The organism is Streptomyces stoeckheimensis (genome assembly GCF_045822005.1).
GTDB classification, from domain to species: domain Bacteria; phylum Actinomycetota; class Actinomycetes; order Streptomycetales; family Streptomycetaceae; genus Streptomyces; species Streptomyces stoeckheimensis.
In genome coordinates, this window is record NZ_CP169552.1 from 1 (window position 1) to 18,985 (window position 18,985).

An 18,985-nucleotide genomic window follows, 5' to 3' on the forward strand; every position below is an offset into this window, starting at 1 on the left:
CGCTTCGCTCGGCGGGCTTCGCTACGCGAAGCTAGAGCCCGCTCCTTCGGAGCGGGTACCTGAGCGCTGCGCGCTCAGGACCGAACGGCCTCGCTGCGCTCGGCCGGGGCCCTTCGGGCCCAGCTCTCCGCTTCGCTCCGAGCCATAGCCCGCCCTTCGGGCGGGAGTCCAGTGTTTCGCTCCCCTCCCAAGCGCTGCGCGCTTGGGAGGGGAGCCCGGGCGCTGCGCGCCCGGGTCGGCCCTTTGGGCCGGAGGGCCTCTGCTTCGCTGCGGTCCTCGAAGCGCTACGCGCTTCAGACCGGGCCCTCCTGCTGAGCTCGGGACAACCGTTTGGGGCCTTGAGCTTCTTCTTTGGGGAAGAGTGCCTTTGGTTCGCTGCCGAGCAGGGTTGCTCTGAAACCCAGAGCCTGGCCTTTGGGCAGGGACTCCTCCGCTTCACTCTGGAGGGGTCTGGGCTTTGAATCAGCCATTGGTTTTCCTTGGGGGTTTAGAGGTGTTGAGGGGGGTCGGTTGTGGTTTTGCAGTGGTGAAGGGTGGGAGTTGGGGGTTTTGGGGGCGGGGGTGGGAGTGGGGGGTGGTGACCTGGGGGTTTGGGGTTGGGGTTAACGGCGTTAATGGGGGTGCGAGGGGGGTGTGTTAACGGCGTTAAGGGTTGGGTGGGGAGGGTGATTCAAAATGGAGAGTGGATAGAGACGGGAATCAGTCAGATTCTGCGGGGTTGTGGCTGGGGAGTGGGGGGTTCCGGTGGGCGGATCGGGGGGTGGGAAGGGGTTGTTTCTTGGGCGGGAGGTGGGTCTTTGGTGCTGGTTGAGATGGGGTTGAACGTCTGGGCGGGAGCGACCACCGGCCTATAGAAGGTACGGAGATGCGTTGTCGCAGGTCAGAGGGGGTGCGGGGGAAAAGATATGTCCCCTCAGGAGGGACATATCTCGGTGGTTGTGTCGCTGCTAGGGGGACACAACGGCTGCAAAATGTCAGTGGCGTTGACGTAAAATGCGCTAAAACGTCGGTGGGGCTGACGTATGGAGGGAGATCTGCCGGCTAACTGGTGGTGGGGCGGGTGGGGTTGGCCGGGGAGGGTCGGGCGGGGGGTCCGGGGAGGGTGTGGCTGAGATATGTCACCTGTGAGGGGACACAAGACACGCCGAACGTCAACGAGCGTGACACTTGTGTCACCCTTGTTGACATACTGATCTCCGCAGATCAACGGAGTGGAGAGCAGCCTCGTGTCATCAGAGCCACAGCGCCGCCGGGGCAATCCGGTAGGGACCCCGCGTCCCGATCTGCCGGTGGACGACGCGATCTCCGCGTGGAGTCAGCCCCTGGCTCCGGTCAAGGATCTGGACAGCCTCGCGAAGCGGTACCCGACGCGGAAGCTGACCTTGGACGGCGAGCGCAAGCCGCTGGAGTTCTACGGGACCGAGAACCAGCCGAATGCGTGGACTCTCGATGGACAGCCTCGAGTTCTTCCTCGTCATCGCCCAGTACTTCCGAGAAGCGCTGCCTCTGCGGCTGATCCTGCTGCTCATCGCCTGCCAGCGGGCGGGGGGGCGGATTCCACTTACCCAGGAGGAGATGGCTACCATCCTGGATGTCAGCCGGACGAAGACGTCGGAAGCTCTGCACACGGTGATGTCTCATGGGATCGTCTTCAAGGTGCGGCGGGGTGTGTATCAGTTCAACCCGCCCTACAGTTACCGGGTAGCGGAGTTCATCCCGGGTACTGAGATGACGGGTGAGTTCGTGAAGGTGGAGCAGCACGGGACCATCTCGCAGATTCGTAGCGATACGAGCCTGCCGGACTTGGTGCGCTTCCCCTCGCTGGACCACATGAGGCAGGCCATCGCGGAACTGCGGGCCGAACGGGCAAGAGAGCGCGCTGCGCGTCGGGTCAGCCGGACGAAGCGCACGGGAGAAGGGACGGCTCAGTGAGCACCTTGCGATTCGCTGCGGTCAACGCAGACGGGCTGCTCTCCGACCTCGACCTGCCGCCGGCGGCGTACCGGGTATTGCTGAAGCTGCGTTCGCTCAGTGAGCCGGGTGGGCGGATTCTGATCGACCAGGCGACGGTCGGCGGCATGCTGGACCTGAGCCGGCCGAGCGTGAACGCTGCCTTGAGGAGCCTGGAGCTGGCGAAGTTGGTCAGGAAGATCCGGAACGGGGTCTATCAGATCAACCCGATGCTTGCCGGGTACACGTCGTTCGAGGACGCGGTCGCCGCCGTGAACGAGATGGATGCCGAGGAACGGCTGGACGCGCGGGGTTATGTGGCCAGCTACCACCGGGCGGTGGCGGCGTATCAGGACCAGCTCGCCGAGCAGCGCAAGAAGCGGGCGGCTCAGGCCGTCGCGAAGAAGGCGGCTGAATCGAAGCGGCGTCGGGCGCTGCACGCGGTTGGCTGAGTGAGTGGTGTTTGTAGGGCTTCTGAGGGGTGCTCAGGGGCCTTTGAGGGCCCCGGAGTACTCCGGGGCCCTTTGCGGTGTCCGAGGGGCTTGGGGGAGGGCTGAGGGCCGTCGTTCCGGGTTAGAGGGCGTGGATGTTCAGGTTTGCCACGGCTGCCGGGGTGGTGACTACGGATACCTGGGTGATGCGGGTGTCCGGGATGGTGAAGAGCATGACGCGGAAGCCGCCGTCGAAGCGGGCTACGACGCCCACGCCGCCGTTGACGAGGGCGAGCTGCGCGCTCTGGGCGAACCGGGCGAACGTGGCCGCCTGACGGGCGACCAGAGCGGCTCCGTGGATGGCGGAGAGGGCGTCGGCCGTGCCGTTGTCGGCGCGCGCCACGACATCGGGGTCGAGGACTTCGAGCAGGGCCTCGAAGTCGCCGCTGCGTGCCGCGTTCAGGAAGGCGCTGACGATCTGGTGCCGGCGGGTGAGGTCGGGTTGGGGCCCCGTTTCGGCGCCGCGGACCCGGCGGCGGGCGCGGCTGGCGAGCTGGCGGGCAGAGGCGGGCGTCGAAGGGGACGGCGAACAGGCTCGGTGATCAGCGCGATGTCCTCGAAGGGGACGGCGAACAGGTCGTGGAGGACGAACGCGAGTCGCTCGGCAGGGGTCAGCCGGTCCAGGACGACCAGCATGGCGGCGCCCACCGAGTCGGCCAGCAGGACCTCCTCCTCGGGGGCGGGCGTCCGGGCGGCGTCGTCGGAGGGGCCGCCGGGGACGGGCTCCACCGGGCGGGCCTCCAGGGGCTCTTCCCGGCGGGAGACGCGGGAGCGGAGCATGTCCAGGCAGATCCGGCCGACCACGGTCGTCAGCCAGCCGGGCAGGTTGTCGATCTCGGCGGAGTCGGAGCGGCCGAGGCGCAGCCAGGCTTCCTGGACGGCGTCTTCGGCTTCGGCGAGTGAGCCGAGCATGCGGAAGGCCACGGCCCGGAGGTGTGGGCGTAACCCTTCGAAACGTTTCGCCAACGCGTCGTCGTGCTCGGGGATGCAGGTCATTTTCTTGTTTGTTCCTTTTGTGGGTGGCTTCTCAGAAGTTGAGCTCCACGTAGTCGATGTCGGTGAACTCGACGAGGCCCTGGGCGCGGCCCTGGGCGCGGGCGCCGTTGTCCTTGAAGTAGATCTCCTGGAGGCCTTCGGCCGTGATGCCGCGGAGCTGGGCCTCGGTGGCTCCGGCCTCGTGGGCGCTGAAGAGGCGGGAGGCGTACTCCGGGGGGAGGTGCTGGGTGATGCGGCGCATCCGGCCGTCGTCGGTGGTGCCGGGGGCGGCGCTGAAGCCGAAGCGGGCGCGGGTCTCGATGACCAGGCCGGTCTGCTTCGCGGCCTTGTCGCGGGCGCGCTTGCGGACGAGGGGCTGCCAGCGGCGGCGGACTTCGCGCTCCAGGCGGGCGGAGAGGGCCGGCTTGGGCTGCTTGATCTGGTCCTTCACGTACCGCTCGACGGTGCGCCGGGAGATGGCGAGGAGGTCGGCCACGGCCTTGGTCGATTTGAGTTGCTTGACGAGGTACCGGATTTGGGCGCCCGCCGACTTGGGGATGGGCCGGGTGAAGTTCTCGGCCGCGGCGTCGTGGCCCTTGTCGGCGCGGTCGAGGCTGTCGCTGATCTCGGACATGGGTGGCTCTTACTCTCCGTCGGCCGCGGCGTCGTGGCCCTTGATGTGGCGGGCGGGGTTGTGGCGTTCGTCGAGTAGCTGAACGGCCCAGAGGAGGGGTTGGGTGCCCTCGTGCTTGACCATGCCGGGGCTGACCCCGAGGCGGAAGCCACCGGGCAGGGGCTTGCCCTCGGGGGTGCGGGGGAGGAAGTCGAGGGGGCTGGGGCCGTCGGAGAGGTAGACCGCGCAGTCCGAGAGGACGGCGATGGGGTGGAGGTCTGCTGCCGTTGCGAGCTTCTGCATCTTGCGGTGCATGTTGACGCGGGCCGTCGAGATGACGGCCGCGCGGATGTCGGGGCGCCAGGTGGGGCGTTCGAGGGCGGGCCAGCTCTCGCCGGGGCGGTAGCCGGCGCCCTGAGGGCGTTCGCGGAGCTTGCCGATGCCGCCCTTGACGGTGGACTTGATCGCGGAGAGGACCGCGGTCTGGGGGAGGGGGTGGTCGGAGTTGTTCTTGTACTCCGCCATTGCCTGAAGGAAGGCGGAGTCCGTGAGGGACGTGTGGACGCCGAGTTCGGCCATCGTGGCCATGTAGGCGTCGCGCAGGCGGGTGTACCAGGCGTCGAGGTACGGGCCGTGTTCCGGGCGGAGCCAGGCCTCGGTGGGCCGGACGGTGAGGCCGAGCTCCTGGGCGTAGGCGAGGGTCGGAGTGGCGTACCAGGCGGGGCCGGTGGGCGGGAGGCCGTTCGGGGTGAAGGGGCTGGGGAGGCGGGGGTCCAGGGCGGCGGCTTCGGCGGAGAGGTCGGCGAGCCAGCAGCCGGGGAGCTTCGGGTCGAAGCGGGGGCCGTCGGTGTGGACTGCGGGGCCGGTGCCGACGAGGAGGCGGTTGGCCGCCGCGGCGAAGGCCATGTTCACGTCGATGCCGACGGCGTGGGTGCGGGTGCACTCGGCGTCGGTGAGGAGCTGGGGATCGCGGATCCAGTCGTACGCCTCTTCGTCGAGGACCTGGTCCGGGGTGCGCTCCGGGGGTGGGAGCGGGGGTAGAGGGCCGCGACGACCGGGTGCTCGTCGGGGGCCTCCGGGGGAGCGGGGTCGACGGGGCGGGTGAGCGAGCCGGGGACCGGGGCGGAGACCCAGGTGTTCGTGGACTCGTCGCGGGCGGCGCGGGTGGGCGGGCGCAGCGCCGTCATCAGCTCCAGGCCGGAGACGGCGGTGGAGCCGCGGGGGGTGAGGACGCGGGTCGCGTAGGAGGTGAGGAGGTCGGCGAGTTCCGGTGCGGGGAGGTGGGAGGTTGCTTCGCCCCAGGCGCGCGGGTCGAGGGCGCCCCAGGGGAGGATCGCGAGCTGGACGCACTGGCGGCCGGTGGTGGGGGTGGCGGGGCGGTAGATGCGGGGCCACGGGCCGAAACCGCGGCGGGTCAGCTGCCATTTGGCTTTGGTGAGCTGCTTGATGACCGGGTGGTCGTCGGGGAGGCGCAGGCCGCGGCGGTCTTCGAGGACGAGGGGGAGTCCGAGTGCCTCGGTGGCGGCGGGGGTGAGGACGAGGAGGGGGTCGCCGTCCTTGCCGTTGCGGTGGAGGCGGGGAGAGCGGAGGCCGGCGGCGGGGGTGAGGGCCCACTCGATGAGGGCGGGAAGGGTGGTGGGGGGTGTGAGGACTGCGCCGTGGGCGGCGTGGGCCTTTCCTGCGCCGTCGAGTACGGCCAAGGGGCCGTTGCCCTCTGGGAGGGGCGGGGGGGTGGGCTTGGTGGGGGTGGTGCGGGTGGTTTTGGTGGCGGCTGGGCGGGGGGTTGCCGTTGCCGTTGCCGTCTGGGGGTGGGTGGGGCCCTGCGGGGCTGTTCCCCTACCCGCCCCTTCCCGAAACTGGGGCTCCGCCCCAGGCCCCGGTTGCGGGGGTGCGGCTTCGGGGCCGGCGTGCCCGGGGTGGGGGGTGGCGTTAACGGCGTTAACGGGTGCGGCGCCGCTGGGGGTGGGCCCGGCGCTCTCGGCGCGGGCCTCGGGGGTGGCGGGGGCGGGGGCGTGGGCTGCGGTGAGGTGGCCTGGCCTGCGGCGGGCGCCTGCGGGGCGGTGGCTTGAGGTGCGGCAGCCTGCGGGGCGGCGGAGGGCTCTGCGGCAACTTGCGGTGCGGTGGCCTGTGGGGCGGGGAGCTGCTCTGGGGCAACTTGCGGTGCGGTGGACTGCCCCGCGGCAGTCTGGGGGGTGTTAACGGCGTTAATGGGGGCGGTGCTGGGCCGGGGGGTGTTAACGGCGTTAATGCCGTGGAGGTCTGCCAGGCCGTTGAGGAGGCGGGCGTAGGCGGCGCGCTTCGGGGGGCGGGGGGCCGTGCGGCCCGTTTCCCAGGAGGTGACCGTTTCGCGGCGGACGGCCAGGGCCTGGGCGATCTGGTCCTGGCTCAGGCCCGCGGCCTCGCGGAGGCGCTTGCGCTCGTCCGGGTGCGGGAGGGCGTCCTGTGCCGCGGCCTCTTCCAGCAGGGCATCGACCGCGGCGAAGAGCGTGGTCTGTTCGTTTTCGTGCGCGTTGGGCATGGGCACCTCCAGGCGCAGCTTATGCGAACCGCACCATGGAACGCACGTGAAACACACGTGGGGGCGGTGGTGGTCCGGCCGGGCCAACGCCCCCTTCGTGTCGGGTCGGGGGTGGGTTAGATGCGGGTCAGGAGGAGTTCTGTTACCGCCTTCAGGTCGTCCGGGGTGAGGTGGGCGGTGAGGGCGTCCGCGATCGTGTCCGGGGAGTCCGCCGTGATGGTGATGCGGCGGGGGGACGTGGCGGGGTAGGGGTGGGGTTCGGGGGTGGGGTTCGGGGTGGGGGGTTGGGTCGGGCGGGTGCGTTGGCGTGGGGGGTTAACGGCGTTAACGGCTTCCTCTGCCGCGGACGCCTGGTCCTCCAAGGGGAGGCGGCCGATGCGGCGGGCCGGTTCCACCTTGAGTTCGCCGGTCTCGACCTTGTCCTGGAGTTCCGGGGTGAGGTTGAGGAGGGTCAGGCGCTGGGAGACCCAGGCCGGCGTCTTGCCGAGGCGCTTGGCGACCTGGGCCTGGGAGCCGTGGACCTCGACCAGTTCTTGGAGGGCTCGGGCCTGGTCCATGGGGGCCACGTCCACGCGGTGGACGTTGGCGATGAGAGCCGACTCCAGGATGTCCGCCGCCGAGGAGGCGAGGGTGTCGTTGACGTGGATCTGCATGGTGCGAAGGCCGGCGCGCTGGGCCGCCGCCAGACGCCGGTTGCCGTCGATGACCACGTACGGGGCGCGGCCCAGGCCGTCGGCGTTGCCGGGGTGGGCCTCCATGAAGGCCATGCGGGTGGCGACGGCCAGGGGCTGCAGCTGGCCCCGGACCGTGAGGGACGCGGCCAGCTCTTCGAGCTCCGTGAGGTCCTCGCGGAGGTTGAAGGGGTTGTGGGCGAGGGCCTCGATCGGCACCTGAGGGCGGGACCACGCCGGACGTGGGGGCGCCGGTGGCTTCGGCGATGGCCGCGCGGCGGGAACTGACGCCGACGGGCTGGGCGCGGGCGAAGGAGCTCGAGACTCCGAGTTTGTCGGCCTTGCTCATGAGATCTCCCTTGCGAGGGCGCGCAGGGCGACCGCCTGCTCGCCCTTGGGTGCGTAGACGAACAGCGGCTGCTTCACGCGGACCGCTTCGCGCTGTTCCTTGAGGTCAGGGACGATCGCCACGACCCGCGGATCCTTTATGTCCATCCAGGCCTGGAGGGAGCTGGTTGCGATGTAGCCGCGGCGGCCGTCGTAGAGGTTGACGACGAGGCCGAGGTAGTCGATGTCGAGGCTGAGGTCGTCGCGGAGGTCGTTGATCTGGGAGGTCAGGAGGTCGTAGGCGTCCGCCGAGGAGTCCTCCGCCTGGACCACGATGAGCGCGCCGGAGGCTCCCGGCTGTTCGGCGTCGCGGCGGCGGCCGTAGTAGATGGCGGCGTCCATGCTGAGGCCGAGGCTCGGCGGGCAGTCGATCAGGATGACGTCGTAGTCGGCCTCGACGGGGGCGAGGGCCCGTTCGAGCGCGGCCTCGCGGGCGCGGACCGTGGAGAGGCGGACGTCGAGGAGGAAGGCGTCCGTACAGGCCGGGAGGATGTGCAGGCGGTCGCCGAAGTGCTCGTCCGGGATGGGGACGATCAGGTCGGAGAGGGGCCCCTTGGCCTCGCCCGCCATGTGGCAGGTGAGGCTGTCGCCGCCGATGGGCAGCGGCTGCCGGCCGAGCTGCTTGGTGAGGTGGCCCTGCGGGTCGAAGTCGACGAGCAGGACGCGCATGCCGAGGCCGGGCAGGTCTTCGAGGTCGACCGGCGGGGCGGACGCGATGGCCTCCGGGGTCGTCTGGTCGCCGTCCTCGACGGCCGAGAGACGGGCCAGTTGGCGGGCCACGCGGACCGGGTGGAGGGTGTCGGGGTCCTCCGCGAGGGCTTCGGCGGTGCCGGCGGTGATGGCGGTCTTGCCGACACCGCCCTTCTGGTTGCACACCACGATGCGCCGTACGACCGCGGGCCGCTTCACGGTGGGGGCCGGGTTCATCTCCAGCCAGAGGGAGACGGCTTGGGCGAGTCCCTGGATGAGGGAGACGCCGCGGTCCTTGGAGCCGGTACGGAAGGACTCCCACTGGCCGGCGGGCAGCCAGGTGGAGAAGGACTCGGCGCCGGAGGTGTCGACGGGGGAGGGGGAGGAGGCGAGCGCGCTCCAGTGGGCGATGCCCTGGTGGACGGCGTCCTGGATGTCCACCCGCAGCTGGGCGGTGCGGATCTTGAGCTCCTGGCGCAGCCACGGAGGGAGTTTGGAGACGACCTTCTCACGGTCGCTCGGAGACGAGGGCGAAGTCATGCGAGGGACTTTACTAACGTTCAAGGGTGTTCGTGGGCGCCACGCTTGAGTTTTGCTAACGAAGTGGTGAGGATCGGCCGGGAATGGCCGCCTGGACGTGTCGTCAGCCGGCCGCGGGCGGTGGCCGCTCGGACCAGAACTCACGTGTCGTCAGCCGGCCGCGGGCGGAGAGGAGTCCGGGACCGGCGGCCCCAGCTCGGACCAGAACTCGGGCGATCCGGCCGGGTCGAAGCGGGAGATGCGCTCCGCGGGCACGATCCCCGGGAGCGGGATGTTCCACAGGTCGCCGATGACCAGGCGGATCCCGGCACGGATCCGGACGTTGGAGCGGAGCCCCTGGGGTTGCGGTGGTTGGGCGGAACCGGGGAGGTCGGCACCGTGGCTCGGCCGGGGGCAATCTAGGCAGAGGTGCGTGAAGAAACCAGTCGGCCAGTACCTATTGGAGAAGTGGATCATTAACGGCGTTAACGCGGAGGGGGGAGGTGGGTGGCGTTAACGCCGGGACGGGCATTAACGCCGTTAACGTGTACGGTAGACGCAGTTTAATGGCGGGCGGAGTACGAGGGGATCCGATGACGGACGCGGACGAGCAGTGGGGCGCGGCCGTTCGGCTGCTCTGGGGGCCGCCGGTGAAGCCGGCGCGCGGGCCCAAGAGGGGGCTCACGCTGGAGGGGATCGCCGCTGCGGGGGTCGTCCTCGCGGACGCCGAGGGGCTGGCCGGCGTATCGATGCAGGGAGTGGCCGGGCGGCTGGCCGTCACGAAGATGGCGCTGTACCGGTACGTGCCGGGCAAGGCGGAGCTCGTCTCGCTGATGGTGGAAGCCGCCATGCCGGACCCCTCGGTCCTGGACGGCCGTCTGGTGGGGGAGGGCTGGCGTGAGCGGCTGGAGGCGTGGGCGCGGGAGCTGCTCGCCGGATTCCGGGCGCATCCGTGGCTGTTGGAGGCGACGGTCGGGGCGCGGGTGATGGGGCCGGTCGAGGTCGGGTGGATGGAGCGGGCACTCGCCGCGCTCGACGGGTGCGGGCTGACGGGGGCCGAGTCGATCGACGCGGTGGTGCTGGTGTCGGGGCACGTGCGCGGGATCGCGGAGCAGGAGCGGGCGATGGCGGGCGGGGCCGTGGGGGAGGGGCCGGACGCGCAGCTGACGTCGGTGCTCGGGGAGGTGATGCGGGTGCACGGGGAGAAGTACCCGGCGCTCGGGGCCGCGCTGGCCTCCGTGGCGGAGGCCGGGGGGCAGGACCAGGCGCTGGACTTCGGGTTGGAGCGGATCCTCGACGGGCTCGGGCTGCTGGTGGCGGAGCGGGTGGGTGGGCGGGCTTAGGCATTAACGGCGTTAACGCCGGGGTGGGGTGGGGGTCCTCGTGGTCTTGGTCGTGGGGCGAGCGGGGCGAGGGTGGGGCGGGAGGCATTAACGGCGTTAACGCCCGGGGTGGCCAGTGCTTGGGGGCGGGTGGGCATTAACGGCGTTAACGGTGAGGGGGCTCGCTGTGATGGGTGGGCGGCATTAACGGCGTTAACGCCCGAGGGGGGTGGGGTGTGGTGGTGGGGCTGGGCATTAACGGCGTTAACGCTCGGTGCGTGGTCGTGGGGCGGGGATTAACGGCGTTAACGGTGAGGGGGCTCGGGGGCGTTGGTGGGGTCGGTAGTGGGTGGAAGGTGCGAGGGCATGGGTGACGTGGAGCAGTGGGCGGTGCCGTTCCGGCTGGAGGTGGCGCAGGCCGAGTTGGACGATCTGGGGCGGCGGCTGGAGCTGGCGCGGTGGCCCGATGAGGTGCCGGGGGCGGGCCGGGCGTACGGGATGCCGCTGGGGGAGCTCCGTGACCTCGCGGGGTACTGGCGTACCGGCTACGACTGGCGGGCCGCCGAGGCGCGGTTGAACGAATGGCCGCAGTACACCACCGTCATTGACGGGGCTCGGGTGCACTTCGCGCACCTGCGGTCGCCCGAGCCGGACGCGACGCCGCTGCTCATGACCCACGGGTGGCCGGGTTCGTTCGTGGAGTTCCAGAAGGTCGCCGGTCCGTTGACGGATCCGCGGGCGCACGGCGGGGATCCGGGTGATGCCTTCCATCTGGTGCTGCCGCACATCCCCGGCTTCGCCCTGTCCGGGCCGACCACCGAGCGGGGGTGGGAGTTCAAGCGGGTCGCTCGGGCCTTCGGCGTGCTGATGGAGAGGCTCGGCTACGAGGAGTACGGGGTCCAGGGCGGTGACTGGGGCGCCGCCGTCTCGCGGGAGCTGGGGCGGATCCGGCCCGGGAACGTGCGCGGGGTGCACCTGAACCTGCTCCCGGGCGGCGGTGCCACCGCCGAGCCCCGGCCGGAGGAGCTGGCCCCGCTGAGCCCGGCCGAGCGGGAGCGCACGCTCGCCTCCTGGGAGCGGTACCGGGTCTGGGCGCGCGAGCGGCAGGGATACGCCGACATCCAGGCGACCCGGCCGCAGACGCTCGCGTACGGGCTGAACGACTCGCCGGTCGGGCTGCTCGCCTGGATCGGCGAGAAGTTCGCGGAGTGGGCGGACCCGCGCTGCCCCGTGGATCGCGATCAGATGCTGACCAACGTGACGTTGTACTGGCTGACGGGGACCGCGGGTTCTGCCGCCCGCATCTACTACGAGCGTGCCCACGCCGACTACCAGGGCGCGCCGGCCGAGGTGTCGAGCACCCCGACCGCGCTCGCCGACTTCCCCCGGGACAACTTCGTGCCGCTGCGGCACATCGCCGCGCGGACCGACCGCATCGTGCGCTGGACCTCGTACGAGAAGGGCGGGCACTTCCCCGCGATGGAGGTTCCGGAGCTGCTGGTGGGTGACGTCCGGGCCTTCTTCCGGGCCTTGTGAGCCAGGTCGCTTTTGCTCCGTGTCACGTTCCGGGCCGCTCGTCGGTCCCATGGATGACAGCGCGAAGGGTGAGCGGAGAAGGAGACGGCCATGAAGGTTCTGCTGGCGGGTGCGAGCGGGGTTCTGGGACAGCGGGCGGTACGGGCCCTGCGCGCGGCCGGGCACGAGGTCGCCGGTCTCGGCCGGGGCGCCGGGATGGAGGTCCGGGCCGACCTGCTCGACCGTGAGGGCCTGCTGCGCGCCGTGGACGGGCTCGGCTTCGACGTGGTGGTGCACGCGGCCACGGCGCTGTCGGGGAAGACCATGGCCCGCCACCAGGACATGGCGGGGACGAACGCGCTGCGCACCGAGGGCACCGTCAACCTGTTGGCCGCCGCGCGGGAGACCGGGGCGCGGCGGTTCGTCGTGGAGTCGATGATGTTCGGCTACGGGTACGGGGACCACGGCGGGGCCGTGCTCGGCGAGGACGACGGCTTCGGGCCGCAGGGGGCGAACCTCTGGCTGGAGCGGCACGTGGGCGCGATGCGGACCAAGGAGGAGCTGGCCTTCACCGCCGACGGGATCGAGGGGGTGAGCTTGCGCTTCGGGCTGTTCTACGGGGCCGGTGTGACGGACGTTCACGTGGTCCCGATGCTGCGCAAGCGGGCCCTGCCCGTGGTGGCGGCCAAGGGGCGGGCGCTGAGCTGGGTCGACGTGGCCGACGCGGCGAACGCCGTGGTCGCCGGCGTGGAGTCGGGGCGGCCCGGGCAGGCGTACAACATCGCCGACGACGAACCGCTGGGCTGGGACGCGCACATGCGGGCGGTGGCCGCGGCGTTCGGGGCGCCCGCGCCGATGACCGTACCGCTGTGGGTGCTGAAGCCGGCTCCGCTCGCGCACACCATCATGAGGACGGATCTGCGGCTGTCGAACGCCAAGGCGGGGCGTGAGCTGGGCTGGGCGCCGACCTGCGCGAGCAGCGCGGCAGGGGCGGGTGCGCTTGCGGAGGGCGCGGGGGTGGCGGCAGCATGATCGTTCGTGACCCCTGCTGAGTCCCTCCCGGGAGCCGATATGGATGCCCTCGGTCCCTTCACCGCCCACCGCCGGCTGCTCTTCGGGGTCGCCTACCGGATGCTCGGCAGCGTCGTCGACGCAGAGGACGTGCTCCAGGACGCGTGGCTGAGCTGGGACCGCGCGGACCGGTCCGCGGTCCTCAACCCGCGGGCCTACCTGGTGCGCACGGTCACCAACCTGTCGTTGAACCGGCTCACCTCGGCCCGTGCCACCCGTGAGACCTACATCGGGCCGTGGCTGCCGGAGCCGCTCCTGACCGAGTCCTTGCCGACCGTGCCCGATGGTGCGCAGGAGGTGGAGATGGCCGAGACGGTGTCGACCGCGATGCTGGTGGTGCTGGAGAGCCTGAGCCCGCTGGAGCGCGCCGTGTTCGTGCTGCGGGAGGTGTTCGGGTACTCGTACGCGGAGATCGCCGAGGTGCTGGGCCGCGCGGAGGCGGCCGTACGGCAGACCGGGCATCGGGCCCGCGCTCACGTACAGGCGCGGCGGCCGCGGTTCGCCACCGAACCGGGGCAGCGCGGCGAGGTGACCCGGCGGTTCCTGGCCGCGTGCGCGGGCGGTGACCTGAACGCGGTGATGGAACTGCTCGCCCCCGAGGTGACGGCCTGGTCGGACGGCGGCGGCAAGGTGACGGCGGCCCGGCGGCCGCTCTACGGGGCCGACCACGTGGCGCGCTGGCTGCTGGGGATGCTGGCCAAGCCCTCGCTGCAGGCGGTGACCCTGGAGTCCGCGCGGGTCAACGGGGAGGAGTCGGTGGTGTTCGTGTACCAGGGAGCCGCGTGTGCGGCGCTGACCTACGACCTGGACGCGGGGGACGGGCGGGTCGTGAACCTGCGGTTGCAGGTGAATCCGGAGAAGCTGGCGGGCCTGGCGGGCTGGGGAGCGGAGGGGCTCGCGTCAGGAGCGTCCGGCATGTGAAATCCGGCGGTGGGGGGTGCCGTAGGGCTGTGATCATCGTCCGATGATCGATGAACAGCGGACCCGGCCCGTGCTGGTGGGCGACGAGCGTGCCACCCTCACCAGCGTTCTCCAGTGGCAGCGGGACACACTGATGATGAAGTGCGCCGGGTTGTCGGACGAGCAGCTGCGGCGCAGGGCGGTGGCTCCGTCGGGGCTGAGCCTGCTCGGGCTGGTACGGCATCTCGCGGAGGTCGAACGCGGCTGGTTCCGCAATGTCGTGGGCGGCGAGGACGTGCGCGGGTACTTCGGGAAGAACGAGGCCGGGGAGTGGAGGGAGTTCCACGTGGACGATGCGGACGTCGCCGGCTCGTTCAAGATCTGGGAGGACGCCTGTGCGCGCTCGCGGGCGATCGTGGACGCGGCCGAGTCCCTGGACGTGACCGGCTCCGCCGACGGTGAGGCGTACTCCCTGCACTACGTACTGGCCCACATGATCGAGGAGTACGCCCGGCACAACGGGCACGCCGACCTGCTGCGCGAGGCGATCGACGGGGCCACGGGGGAGTAGGGCCGCCGCCGCGGGGGGCTGGGGCCGGGGGCCGGTGCCCGGGTGGGCTAGACGGCGGATGCCGTCGTGCGGTCCACCTCGTCCAGGGCTGCCGCCCAGGGGAAGTGCTCCGGGGCGTCCGGGCCGGCCGGGCCGGGGACGAATCCGCCCTCGCCGAACAGAACCTTGGCACCGGCGCCGCGCAGGACGGCCAGGGACTGGTCGAACTGCGGGTGGGCGGCGAGGGCGGCGTTCGTGCAGGGCATGGTGACGACGGGGGTGCCCTTTCCGACGGCCTCGGCGGCGACCCCGACGACGAAGCGGTCGGTCAGGCCGAGGGCCCAGGCGTTGACGGAGTTGAACGTGGCCGGGGCGAAGAGCAGGGCGTCGGCCGTCGGCCACACGTCGGGCTCGCCGGGCAGCTTGTACTGCCAGCGGACGGGGTGACCGGTGAGCGCGGCGAGACCGTCGAGGCTGCCGGACAGCCAGTGGGCGGCGGTGGGGGTGAGGCCGAGGCAGACGTCCCAGCCCCGGGACTGGGCGTCCTCGATGACATGGGCCACGTCGAAGACGGGCGGGGCGGCGGAGCAGAGCAGGTAGAGGGTCTTCGTCGTGGTCATACCGCAATGTGATCATATTGCTCTACCTGTGGTTGACCCAGGTCGCGGCCGGACGTGACGAACCCCCGGGCCGGTTCGGCTCGGGGGTTCGGGGTTCGGGGTGAGCGTGCGGGTCAGCCGTTGGAGACGGTCTGCCGGGCGCTGCCCGCGGTGAACGCGTCGAACGCGCCGGAGAAGTCGGTCAGGTCCTTGCCGGCCTGGCCGGGGACCAGGCCCGCGAAGTCCTGGGGGGCGTCTGCGACGGTGCCGGCGACGGAGTCGGCGAGCGGCGGCTCGACGGCCATGGCGGGGGCGGCGACGGCGAGGGCCGCGGTACCGGCGATGAGGGCCGTGGTGACGATGCGCTTGATCATGACCTGGTGAACGACGTGGTCGTACGGGGGTCACCACGGCCACCCGGTTGCCGGAGCCACCTAGACGGCCTGGGCCCGGAGTTCCGTGAGGAAGGCGGACAGCAGGGAGTGCACGACGGCGGGCCGGTCCAGGTGGACGTCGTGGCCGGAGCCGGGGACGGAGACCCCCGTCGCCATGGTGGACGGGTCGGCCGAGTCGAGCATCCGGACGGATTCCTCGGGCGGCATGATGCCCTTCTCCCCGATGATCAGCAGCGTGGGACACCGGACCGCTTGCCACTCCGGCCACCACGCGCGGGTGCCCGCACCGAGTGACACCGCTTCGGTGATGGCCGCGACCATCACCGAGCGCTCGAAGCGCGGGTGCCAGCCGTCCGCGCGCTGCTCCAGGCCGGCAGCCCAGGCCTCGCCGTTCAGCCCCTGACCGGTGAGGAAGGTGCGCGCCTCGGCCAGGGTGGGGAACGGGAGCGGCCAGGAGTCCAGCCAGCCGCCGATCTGCTCCGGGGTGCCCGGGTCCGACTGGGCCGCCCCGGCGTCGACCAGCACGAGGCCCCGTACGAGGTCCGGATGGGCGGCGGCGGTGAGCATCGCGGTGTGGCCGCCGAGCGACTGGCCCACCAGGACCGGGCGGTGCAGGCCGAGCTGCTCGCAGACGGCCCGCACGTCCGCGACGTACGCGGCGCGGGAGACGTCCGCGGGGCGGCGCTCGCTGGCTCCGTGGCCGCGCTGGTCCACCGCCACCACGCGGTGGTGCGGGGCCAGGTGCGCTGCGGCCGCGTCCCATTCGCCCGCGTGGCCCGCGAGGCCGTGGAGGAGGACGACGGGGGTGGCGGAGCCGGGGTGGTGGGAGTCCCAATCACGGCAGCTCAGACGGGTGCCGGCTCGGGTGACGGTGCGTTCGGTCCACATCATGCAGAGATCATCCGACATTCTTCTGTGGTGGGGCCGATGAGTTTTCGCGGGGGCATCGGTCTACCCCTCGTACGTCGCATCGTGTGCAGCAGAAGGAAAGAGGATCGTCATGACCGAGCCGGTGAAGGGCCCCGCCAGCTACTTCCCTTCCATCGAGAAGAAGTACGGCCGTCCGATCGCGGAGTGGCAGGAGCTCATCCGTGCCTCGCCGCTGACCAAGCACATGGAGCTCGTCGGCTGGCTCAAGAGCGAGCACGGGATCGGGCACGGGCACGCCAACGCGCTCGTGAAGCACGCGCTCACCGAGAAGTAGCCGCAGCCGTGGACGCAGGCGTATGCGGTTGAGCTTCTCGGCGATGTTCCGTCTCAGGCGTGGGGCGTTGACTGGTTCCCATGACGAAGACAACGCAGCAGACGCAGACCGACACCACCCTCCGCACGCTGGTCATCGGCGGCACCGGCAAGACGGGCCGGCGCGTGGCAGAGAAGCTCACCGGGCTCGGCCGTCCCGTCCGCATCGGGTCGCGCTCCGGTGAGCCGGCCTTCGACTGGAACGAGCCCGCGAGCTGGGGACCGGCCCTGGAGGGCGTGGACCGGGCGTACGTCACCTACTACCCCGACCTCGGCTTCCCCGGCGCCGCCGAGCACATCGGAGCCTTCGCCCGGGCGGCGGTCGCCGCCGGGGTCCGCCGGCTCGTGCTGCTCTCGGGCCGCGGCGAGGAGGCGGCGCAGCGGAGCGAGGAGGCGCTGAAGGAGTCCGGGGCCGACTGGACGGTGGTGCGCGCCGCCTGGTTCAACCAGAACTTCGACGAGAGCTTCTTCCTGGAGCCGGTGCTCGCCGGCGAGATCGCCCTGCCGACGGCCGACGCCGTCGAGCCGTTCGTCGACACCGAGGACGTCGCCGACGTGGTGGTGGCCGCGCTGACCGAGGACCGGCACATCGGCCGTACGTACGAGCTCTCCGGCCCGCGGCTGCTCAGCTTCGCCGACGTCGCGGCCGAGCTGTCGAAGGCGACCGGGCGCGAGATCGCGTACGTCCCGGTCTCGGACGAGGCCTACCGGGCGGTGCTGCGGGAGAACGGGCTGCCGGAGGAGTTCGGTGATCTGTTCACGCTGATCACGGACGGCCGCAACGCGCACCTGGTGGACGGGGTCGAGGAAGTGCTGGGCCGCAAGCCGCGGGACTTCTCGGACTTCGCGCGGGAGGCGGCGGCCCGCGGCGTCTGGGACGTGTAGGGAGTGGGCGGGCGGGGAGCGGGCGGGCGGGGAGCGGGCCGGTCGGGAGGACGGGCGCAACGCGCACCTGGTGGTCGGGGAGCGGGTGGGGAGAATGGGCCGATGGATACGCTGACGGCTCTGCTCGAAGGCCCCAAGGCCACATCGGCCTTCCTCATCAAATGCGTGTTCAACCCGCCCTGGTCGGTCCGGATCGAGGACCGGGCCCCCCTTTCGGTGATGGCGATGGTGCACGGGTCGGCCTGGCTGCTGCCCGACGGGGGCGAGCCGGTGCTCGTCTCGCCGGGGGAGGCGGCCCTCGTACGGGGACCGCTGCCGTACACCCTCGCCGATGCCAAGGACACGCCCCCGCAGATCAGGGTGGGACCTGACCAGCGGTGCAGCAGGGTGAACGGCGGGGAGGACGTGTCGGACTCCATGGCCCTCGGGGTACGGACCTGGGGCGCGGCGGAAGGCTCGGCGGTACTGCTGAGCGGCACCTACCAGGACCCGGGCGAGATCGGCAGCCGCCTGCTCACCGCGCTGCCGCGGGTGCTGGTCGGCCCGGTGGACCCCACGCTGGTCGGGTTGTTGGGCATGGAGATCTCCCGTACGGAGCCGGCCCAGGAACTCGTCCTGAACCGGATCCTGGACCTGCTGCTGATCGGCGTCGTACGCGGCTGGCTCGCGGAGCGCGGCGGCGCCGAGAACGACCCGGTCACCGGCCCGGCACTGCGGCTCCTGCACGAGAACCCGGCCCACGGCTGGACCGTGGAGTCGCTGGCCCGCAAAGTCGGCGTCTCGCGGGCCGCGTTGGCCCGCCGCTTCACCGAACTGGTCGGCGAGCCGCCGATGTCCTATCTGGCGGGGTGGCGGCTGGCGCTGGCGGCGGACCTGCTGCGCGACCCGTCCATGACGCTCGCCTCAGTTGCCCACCGGGTCGGCTACGGCTCGGCGTTCGCCCTCTCGACGGCCTTCAAGCGGGTACGGGGGGTCAGCCCGCGGGAGTACCGGGCGGGGACGGCCTCGGCCGCCCCCGCGGGGTAGGGGGTGGGGCGTGGCGGGGGCAGGGGACTACAGGTTGGCGAGGTCCAGAACGGCCACGGTTTCGCCGTCGCTCTGTTCGCCCGTCGGGCGGAAGCCGAGGGAGAGGTAGAAGGGTTCGGGGGTGCCGGGGCCCGGGTGCCAGGTGACGTAGGCGTGGGAGGCGCCCCGGCGGCGGAGTTCGGCGGTGACCGCCGTGACCGCGAAGCGGCCGTAGCCCTTGGACTGGTGGGCGGCCGAGATGTTCAGGCGCCAGAGGCCGGAGCGGATGTCGTGGGGGTCCTTGGCCGGATCCCAGGCGATGTCCAGGAAGGCCATCACGAAGCCGACGACCTCGTCGCCGTCGACGATCGCCCTGGGCCAGGCCGTCTCGCCGTGGACGTAGGCCTCGGCCAGCGACTTCACGACCGAGGAGACGAGGTGCTCCTGGTCGGGGCGGACCGACAGCGCGCAGACGGCGGCGAAGTTGTCGGGGGTGACCGGTGCGAGGCGGAGGGAGGCGGCGGATGTGCTCATCCGTGCAGCCTACGTGTGCGCTACATGCGAGTTGGCGGCGGCCGTGCGGCACGGAAGATTCACTGGCCGGACGGCGCCCGTGATGGCACGATCAACAGCCGTCGGGGGGCGGTGGGAGCCTCCCGGATTGGGATTTCGACTCATATACGGGGG

General features: G+C 71.3%; 22 protein-coding genes and 1 pseudogene. 10 read left to right on the forward strand and 13 right to left on the reverse strand.

The window, feature by feature from the left end:
* Positions 1 to 1,449 precede the first annotated feature (1,449 nt).
* Together ACE1OC_RS41580 and ACE1OC_RS41585 are read left to right on the forward strand one after the other, a co-directional pair.
* Positions 1,450 to 1,932 carry a hypothetical protein gene (locus ACE1OC_RS41580; RefSeq protein ID WP_407841867.1) on the forward strand — a complete coding sequence of 161 codons (483 nt, stop codon included), beginning with the start codon at positions 1,450 to 1,452 and terminating at the stop codon, positions 1,930 to 1,932.
* Positions 1,929 to 2,402 carry a MarR family transcriptional regulator gene (locus tag ACE1OC_RS41585; RefSeq protein ID WP_250744360.1) on the forward strand — a complete coding sequence of 158 codons (474 nt, stop codon included), beginning with the start codon at positions 1,929 to 1,931 and terminating at the stop codon, positions 2,400 to 2,402. The genes ACE1OC_RS41580 and ACE1OC_RS41585 overlap by 4 nt, the downstream gene beginning before the upstream one ends.
* Positions 2,403 to 2,523: 121 nt before the next feature.
* Here ACE1OC_RS41585 and ACE1OC_RS41590 read toward each other — a convergent pair whose 3' ends face one another.
* From ACE1OC_RS41590 to ACE1OC_RS41630, 9 genes and pseudogenes are all read right to left on the reverse strand, one after another.
* The gene (locus ACE1OC_RS41590) at positions 2,524 to 2,784 is read right to left on the reverse strand and encodes a hypothetical protein (RefSeq protein ID WP_407841868.1); all 261 of its coding nucleotides are present in this window, start codon (positions 2,782 to 2,784) and stop codon (positions 2,524 to 2,526) included.
* Positions 2,785 to 2,840: 56 nt separating this feature from the next.
* Complete coding sequence (locus ACE1OC_RS41595) at positions 2,841 to 3,365, reverse strand: sigma factor (protein ID WP_407841869.1); 525 nt, start codon at positions 3,363 to 3,365, stop codon at positions 2,841 to 2,843.
* A gap of 103 nt (positions 3,366 to 3,468) precedes the next feature.
* Positions 3,469 to 4,050, reverse strand: coding sequence for a telomere-protecting terminal protein Tpg (gene tpg, locus ACE1OC_RS41600; protein WP_407841870.1), 582 nt, complete (start codon positions 4,048 to 4,050; stop codon positions 3,469 to 3,471).
* A gap of 9 nt (positions 4,051 to 4,059) precedes the next feature.
* Positions 4,060 to 4,935 carry a hypothetical protein gene (locus ACE1OC_RS41605; protein WP_407841871.1) on the reverse strand — a complete coding sequence of 292 codons (876 nt, stop codon included), beginning with the start codon at positions 4,933 to 4,935 and terminating at the stop codon, positions 4,060 to 4,062.
* Between the two features lie 2 nt (positions 4,936 to 4,937).
* Positions 4,938 to 5,729: a hypothetical protein gene (locus tag ACE1OC_RS41610; RefSeq protein ID WP_407841872.1), complete on the reverse strand. Its 792-nt coding sequence runs from the start codon at positions 5,727 to 5,729 to the stop codon at positions 4,938 to 4,940.
* Positions 5,730 to 6,358: 629 nt separating this feature from the next.
* A pseudogene (locus ACE1OC_RS41615) lies at positions 6,359 to 6,547 on the reverse strand (hypothetical protein); the annotation flags it as partial.
* A gap of 116 nt (positions 6,548 to 6,663) precedes the next feature.
* A complete protein-coding gene (locus ACE1OC_RS41620) occupies positions 6,664 to 7,437 on the reverse strand; it encodes a ParB/RepB/Spo0J family partition protein (RefSeq protein WP_407841873.1) in 774 nt (257 codons plus the stop codon).
* A gap of 126 nt (positions 7,438 to 7,563) precedes the next feature.
* Positions 7,564 to 8,835, reverse strand: a complete 1,272-nt coding sequence (locus ACE1OC_RS41625; protein WP_407841874.1) for a ParA family protein — start codon at positions 8,833 to 8,835, stop codon at positions 7,564 to 7,566.
* A 150-nt stretch (positions 8,836 to 8,985) separates the two neighbouring features.
* Positions 8,986 to 9,291 carry a hypothetical protein gene (locus tag ACE1OC_RS41630; protein ID WP_407841876.1) on the reverse strand — a complete coding sequence of 102 codons (306 nt, stop codon included), beginning with the start codon at positions 9,289 to 9,291 and terminating at the stop codon, positions 8,986 to 8,988.
* Between the two features lie 116 nt (positions 9,292 to 9,407).
* Between ACE1OC_RS41630 and ACE1OC_RS41635 the strand changes: the two genes are divergently transcribed.
* The 5 genes from ACE1OC_RS41635 (at position 9,408) to ACE1OC_RS41655 (ending at position 14,193) form a co-directional block, all read left to right on the forward strand.
* Complete coding sequence (locus ACE1OC_RS41635) at positions 9,408 to 10,157, forward strand: TetR/AcrR family transcriptional regulator (protein ID WP_407841877.1); 750 nt, start codon at positions 9,408 to 9,410, stop codon at positions 10,155 to 10,157.
* Positions 10,158 to 10,502: 345 nt separating this feature from the next.
* A complete protein-coding gene (locus ACE1OC_RS41640) occupies positions 10,503 to 11,672 on the forward strand; it encodes an epoxide hydrolase family protein (RefSeq protein WP_407841878.1) in 1,170 nt (389 codons plus the stop codon).
* Positions 11,673 to 11,762: 90 nt separating this feature from the next.
* Positions 11,763 to 12,683: an NAD-dependent epimerase/dehydratase family protein gene (locus ACE1OC_RS41645; RefSeq protein WP_407841879.1), complete on the forward strand. Its 921-nt coding sequence runs from the start codon at positions 11,763 to 11,765 to the stop codon at positions 12,681 to 12,683.
* Positions 12,684 to 12,722: 39 nt separating this feature from the next.
* Positions 12,723 to 13,643 carry an RNA polymerase sigma-70 factor gene (locus ACE1OC_RS41650; protein WP_407841880.1) on the forward strand — a complete coding sequence of 307 codons (921 nt, stop codon included), beginning with the start codon at positions 12,723 to 12,725 and terminating at the stop codon, positions 13,641 to 13,643.
* A 43-nt stretch (positions 13,644 to 13,686) separates the two neighbouring features.
* Positions 13,687 to 14,193: a DinB family protein gene (locus tag ACE1OC_RS41655; protein WP_407841881.1), complete on the forward strand. Its 507-nt coding sequence runs from the start codon at positions 13,687 to 13,689 to the stop codon at positions 14,191 to 14,193.
* Positions 14,194 to 14,240: 47 nt separating this feature from the next.
* Here ACE1OC_RS41655 and ACE1OC_RS41660 read toward each other — a convergent pair whose 3' ends face one another.
* The 3 genes from ACE1OC_RS41660 to ACE1OC_RS41670 form a co-directional block, all read right to left on the reverse strand.
* Entirely contained in the window at positions 14,241 to 14,792 is a 552-nt protein-coding gene (locus ACE1OC_RS41660) for a flavoprotein (RefSeq protein WP_407841882.1), read from the reverse strand.
* Positions 14,793 to 14,905: 113 nt separating this feature from the next.
* On the reverse strand, positions 14,906 to 15,145 hold the full coding sequence (locus ACE1OC_RS41665; protein ID WP_407841883.1) for a hypothetical protein: 240 nt from the start codon (positions 15,143 to 15,145) through the stop codon (positions 14,906 to 14,908).
* 60 nt (positions 15,146 to 15,205) lie between these two features.
* Positions 15,206 to 16,057 carry an alpha/beta fold hydrolase gene (locus ACE1OC_RS41670; protein ID WP_407841884.1) on the reverse strand — a complete coding sequence of 284 codons (852 nt, stop codon included), beginning with the start codon at positions 16,055 to 16,057 and terminating at the stop codon, positions 15,206 to 15,208.
* 109 nt (positions 16,058 to 16,166) lie between these two features.
* On the opposite strand from ACE1OC_RS41670, the gene ACE1OC_RS41675 reads away from it, so the two are divergent.
* From ACE1OC_RS41675 to ACE1OC_RS41685, 3 genes are all read left to right on the forward strand, one after another.
* Positions 16,167 to 16,370 (forward strand): DUF4287 domain-containing protein, encoded by a 204-nt coding sequence (locus ACE1OC_RS41675; protein WP_407841885.1) that lies wholly within the window; start codon positions 16,167 to 16,169, stop codon positions 16,368 to 16,370.
* Between the two features lie 80 nt (positions 16,371 to 16,450).
* Positions 16,451 to 17,293, forward strand: a complete 843-nt coding sequence (locus ACE1OC_RS41680) for an NAD(P)H-binding protein (protein ID WP_407841886.1) — start codon at positions 16,451 to 16,453, stop codon at positions 17,291 to 17,293.
* Between the two features lie 102 nt (positions 17,294 to 17,395).
* Positions 17,396 to 18,319 carry an AraC family transcriptional regulator gene (locus ACE1OC_RS41685; RefSeq protein WP_407841887.1) on the forward strand — a complete coding sequence of 308 codons (924 nt, stop codon included), beginning with the start codon at positions 17,396 to 17,398 and terminating at the stop codon, positions 18,317 to 18,319.
* A gap of 27 nt (positions 18,320 to 18,346) precedes the next feature.
* Here the strand turns inward: ACE1OC_RS41685 and ACE1OC_RS41690 are convergent, their stop codons facing one another.
* Positions 18,347 to 18,832, reverse strand: a complete 486-nt coding sequence (locus ACE1OC_RS41690) for a GNAT family N-acetyltransferase (protein ID WP_407841888.1) — start codon at positions 18,830 to 18,832, stop codon at positions 18,347 to 18,349.
* Positions 18,833 to 18,985: the final 153 nt, after the last annotated feature.

Bases quoted from the DNA above. Each gene is read 5' to 3' on its own strand.
- ACE1OC_RS41605 (WP_407841871.1), bottom strand. From the start codon at position 4,935: ATGGCCTTCGCCGCGGCGGCCAACCGCCTCCTCGTCGGCACCGGCCCC.
- ACE1OC_RS41640 (WP_407841878.1), top strand. From the start codon at position 10,503: ATGGGTGACGTGGAGCAGTGGGCGGTGCCGTTCCGGCTGGAGGTGGCG.
- ACE1OC_RS41645 (WP_407841879.1), top strand. From the start codon at position 11,763: ATGAAGGTTCTGCTGGCGGGTGCGAGCGGGGTTCTGGGACAGCGGGCG.
- ACE1OC_RS41660 (WP_407841882.1), bottom strand. From the start codon at position 14,792: ATGACCACGACGAAGACCCTCTACCTGCTCTGCTCCGCCGCCCCGCCC.
- ACE1OC_RS41665 (WP_407841883.1), bottom strand. From the start codon at position 15,145: ATGATCAAGCGCATCGTCACCACGGCCCTCATCGCCGGTACCGCGGCC.
- ACE1OC_RS41655 (WP_407841881.1), top strand. From the start codon at position 13,687: ATGATCGATGAACAGCGGACCCGGCCCGTGCTGGTGGGCGACGAGCGT.
- ACE1OC_RS41690 (WP_407841888.1), bottom strand. From the start codon at position 18,832: ATGAGCACATCCGCCGCCTCCCTCCGCCTCGCACCGGTCACCCCCGAC.
- ACE1OC_RS41675 (WP_407841885.1), top strand. From the start codon at position 16,167: ATGACCGAGCCGGTGAAGGGCCCCGCCAGCTACTTCCCTTCCATCGAG.
- ACE1OC_RS41635 (WP_407841877.1), top strand. From the start codon at position 9,408: ATGACGGACGCGGACGAGCAGTGGGGCGCGGCCGTTCGGCTGCTCTGG.
- ACE1OC_RS41650 (WP_407841880.1), top strand. From the start codon at position 12,723: ATGGATGCCCTCGGTCCCTTCACCGCCCACCGCCGGCTGCTCTTCGGG.
- ACE1OC_RS41685 (WP_407841887.1), top strand. From the start codon at position 17,396: ATGGATACGCTGACGGCTCTGCTCGAAGGCCCCAAGGCCACATCGGCC.
- tpg (WP_407841870.1), bottom strand. From the start codon at position 4,050: ATGTCCGAGATCAGCGACAGCCTCGACCGCGCCGACAAGGGCCACGAC.
- ACE1OC_RS41625 (WP_407841874.1), bottom strand. From the start codon at position 8,835: ATGACTTCGCCCTCGTCTCCGAGCGACCGTGAGAAGGTCGTCTCCAAA.
- ACE1OC_RS41670 (WP_407841884.1), bottom strand. From the start codon at position 16,057: ATGATGTGGACCGAACGCACCGTCACCCGAGCCGGCACCCGTCTGAGC.
- ACE1OC_RS41680 (WP_407841886.1), top strand. From the start codon at position 16,451: ATGACGAAGACAACGCAGCAGACGCAGACCGACACCACCCTCCGCACG.
- ACE1OC_RS41630 (WP_407841876.1), bottom strand. From the start codon at position 9,291: ATGATCCACTTCTCCAATAGGTACTGGCCGACTGGTTTCTTCACGCAC.
- ACE1OC_RS41580 (WP_407841867.1), top strand. From the start codon at position 1,450: ATGGACAGCCTCGAGTTCTTCCTCGTCATCGCCCAGTACTTCCGAGAA.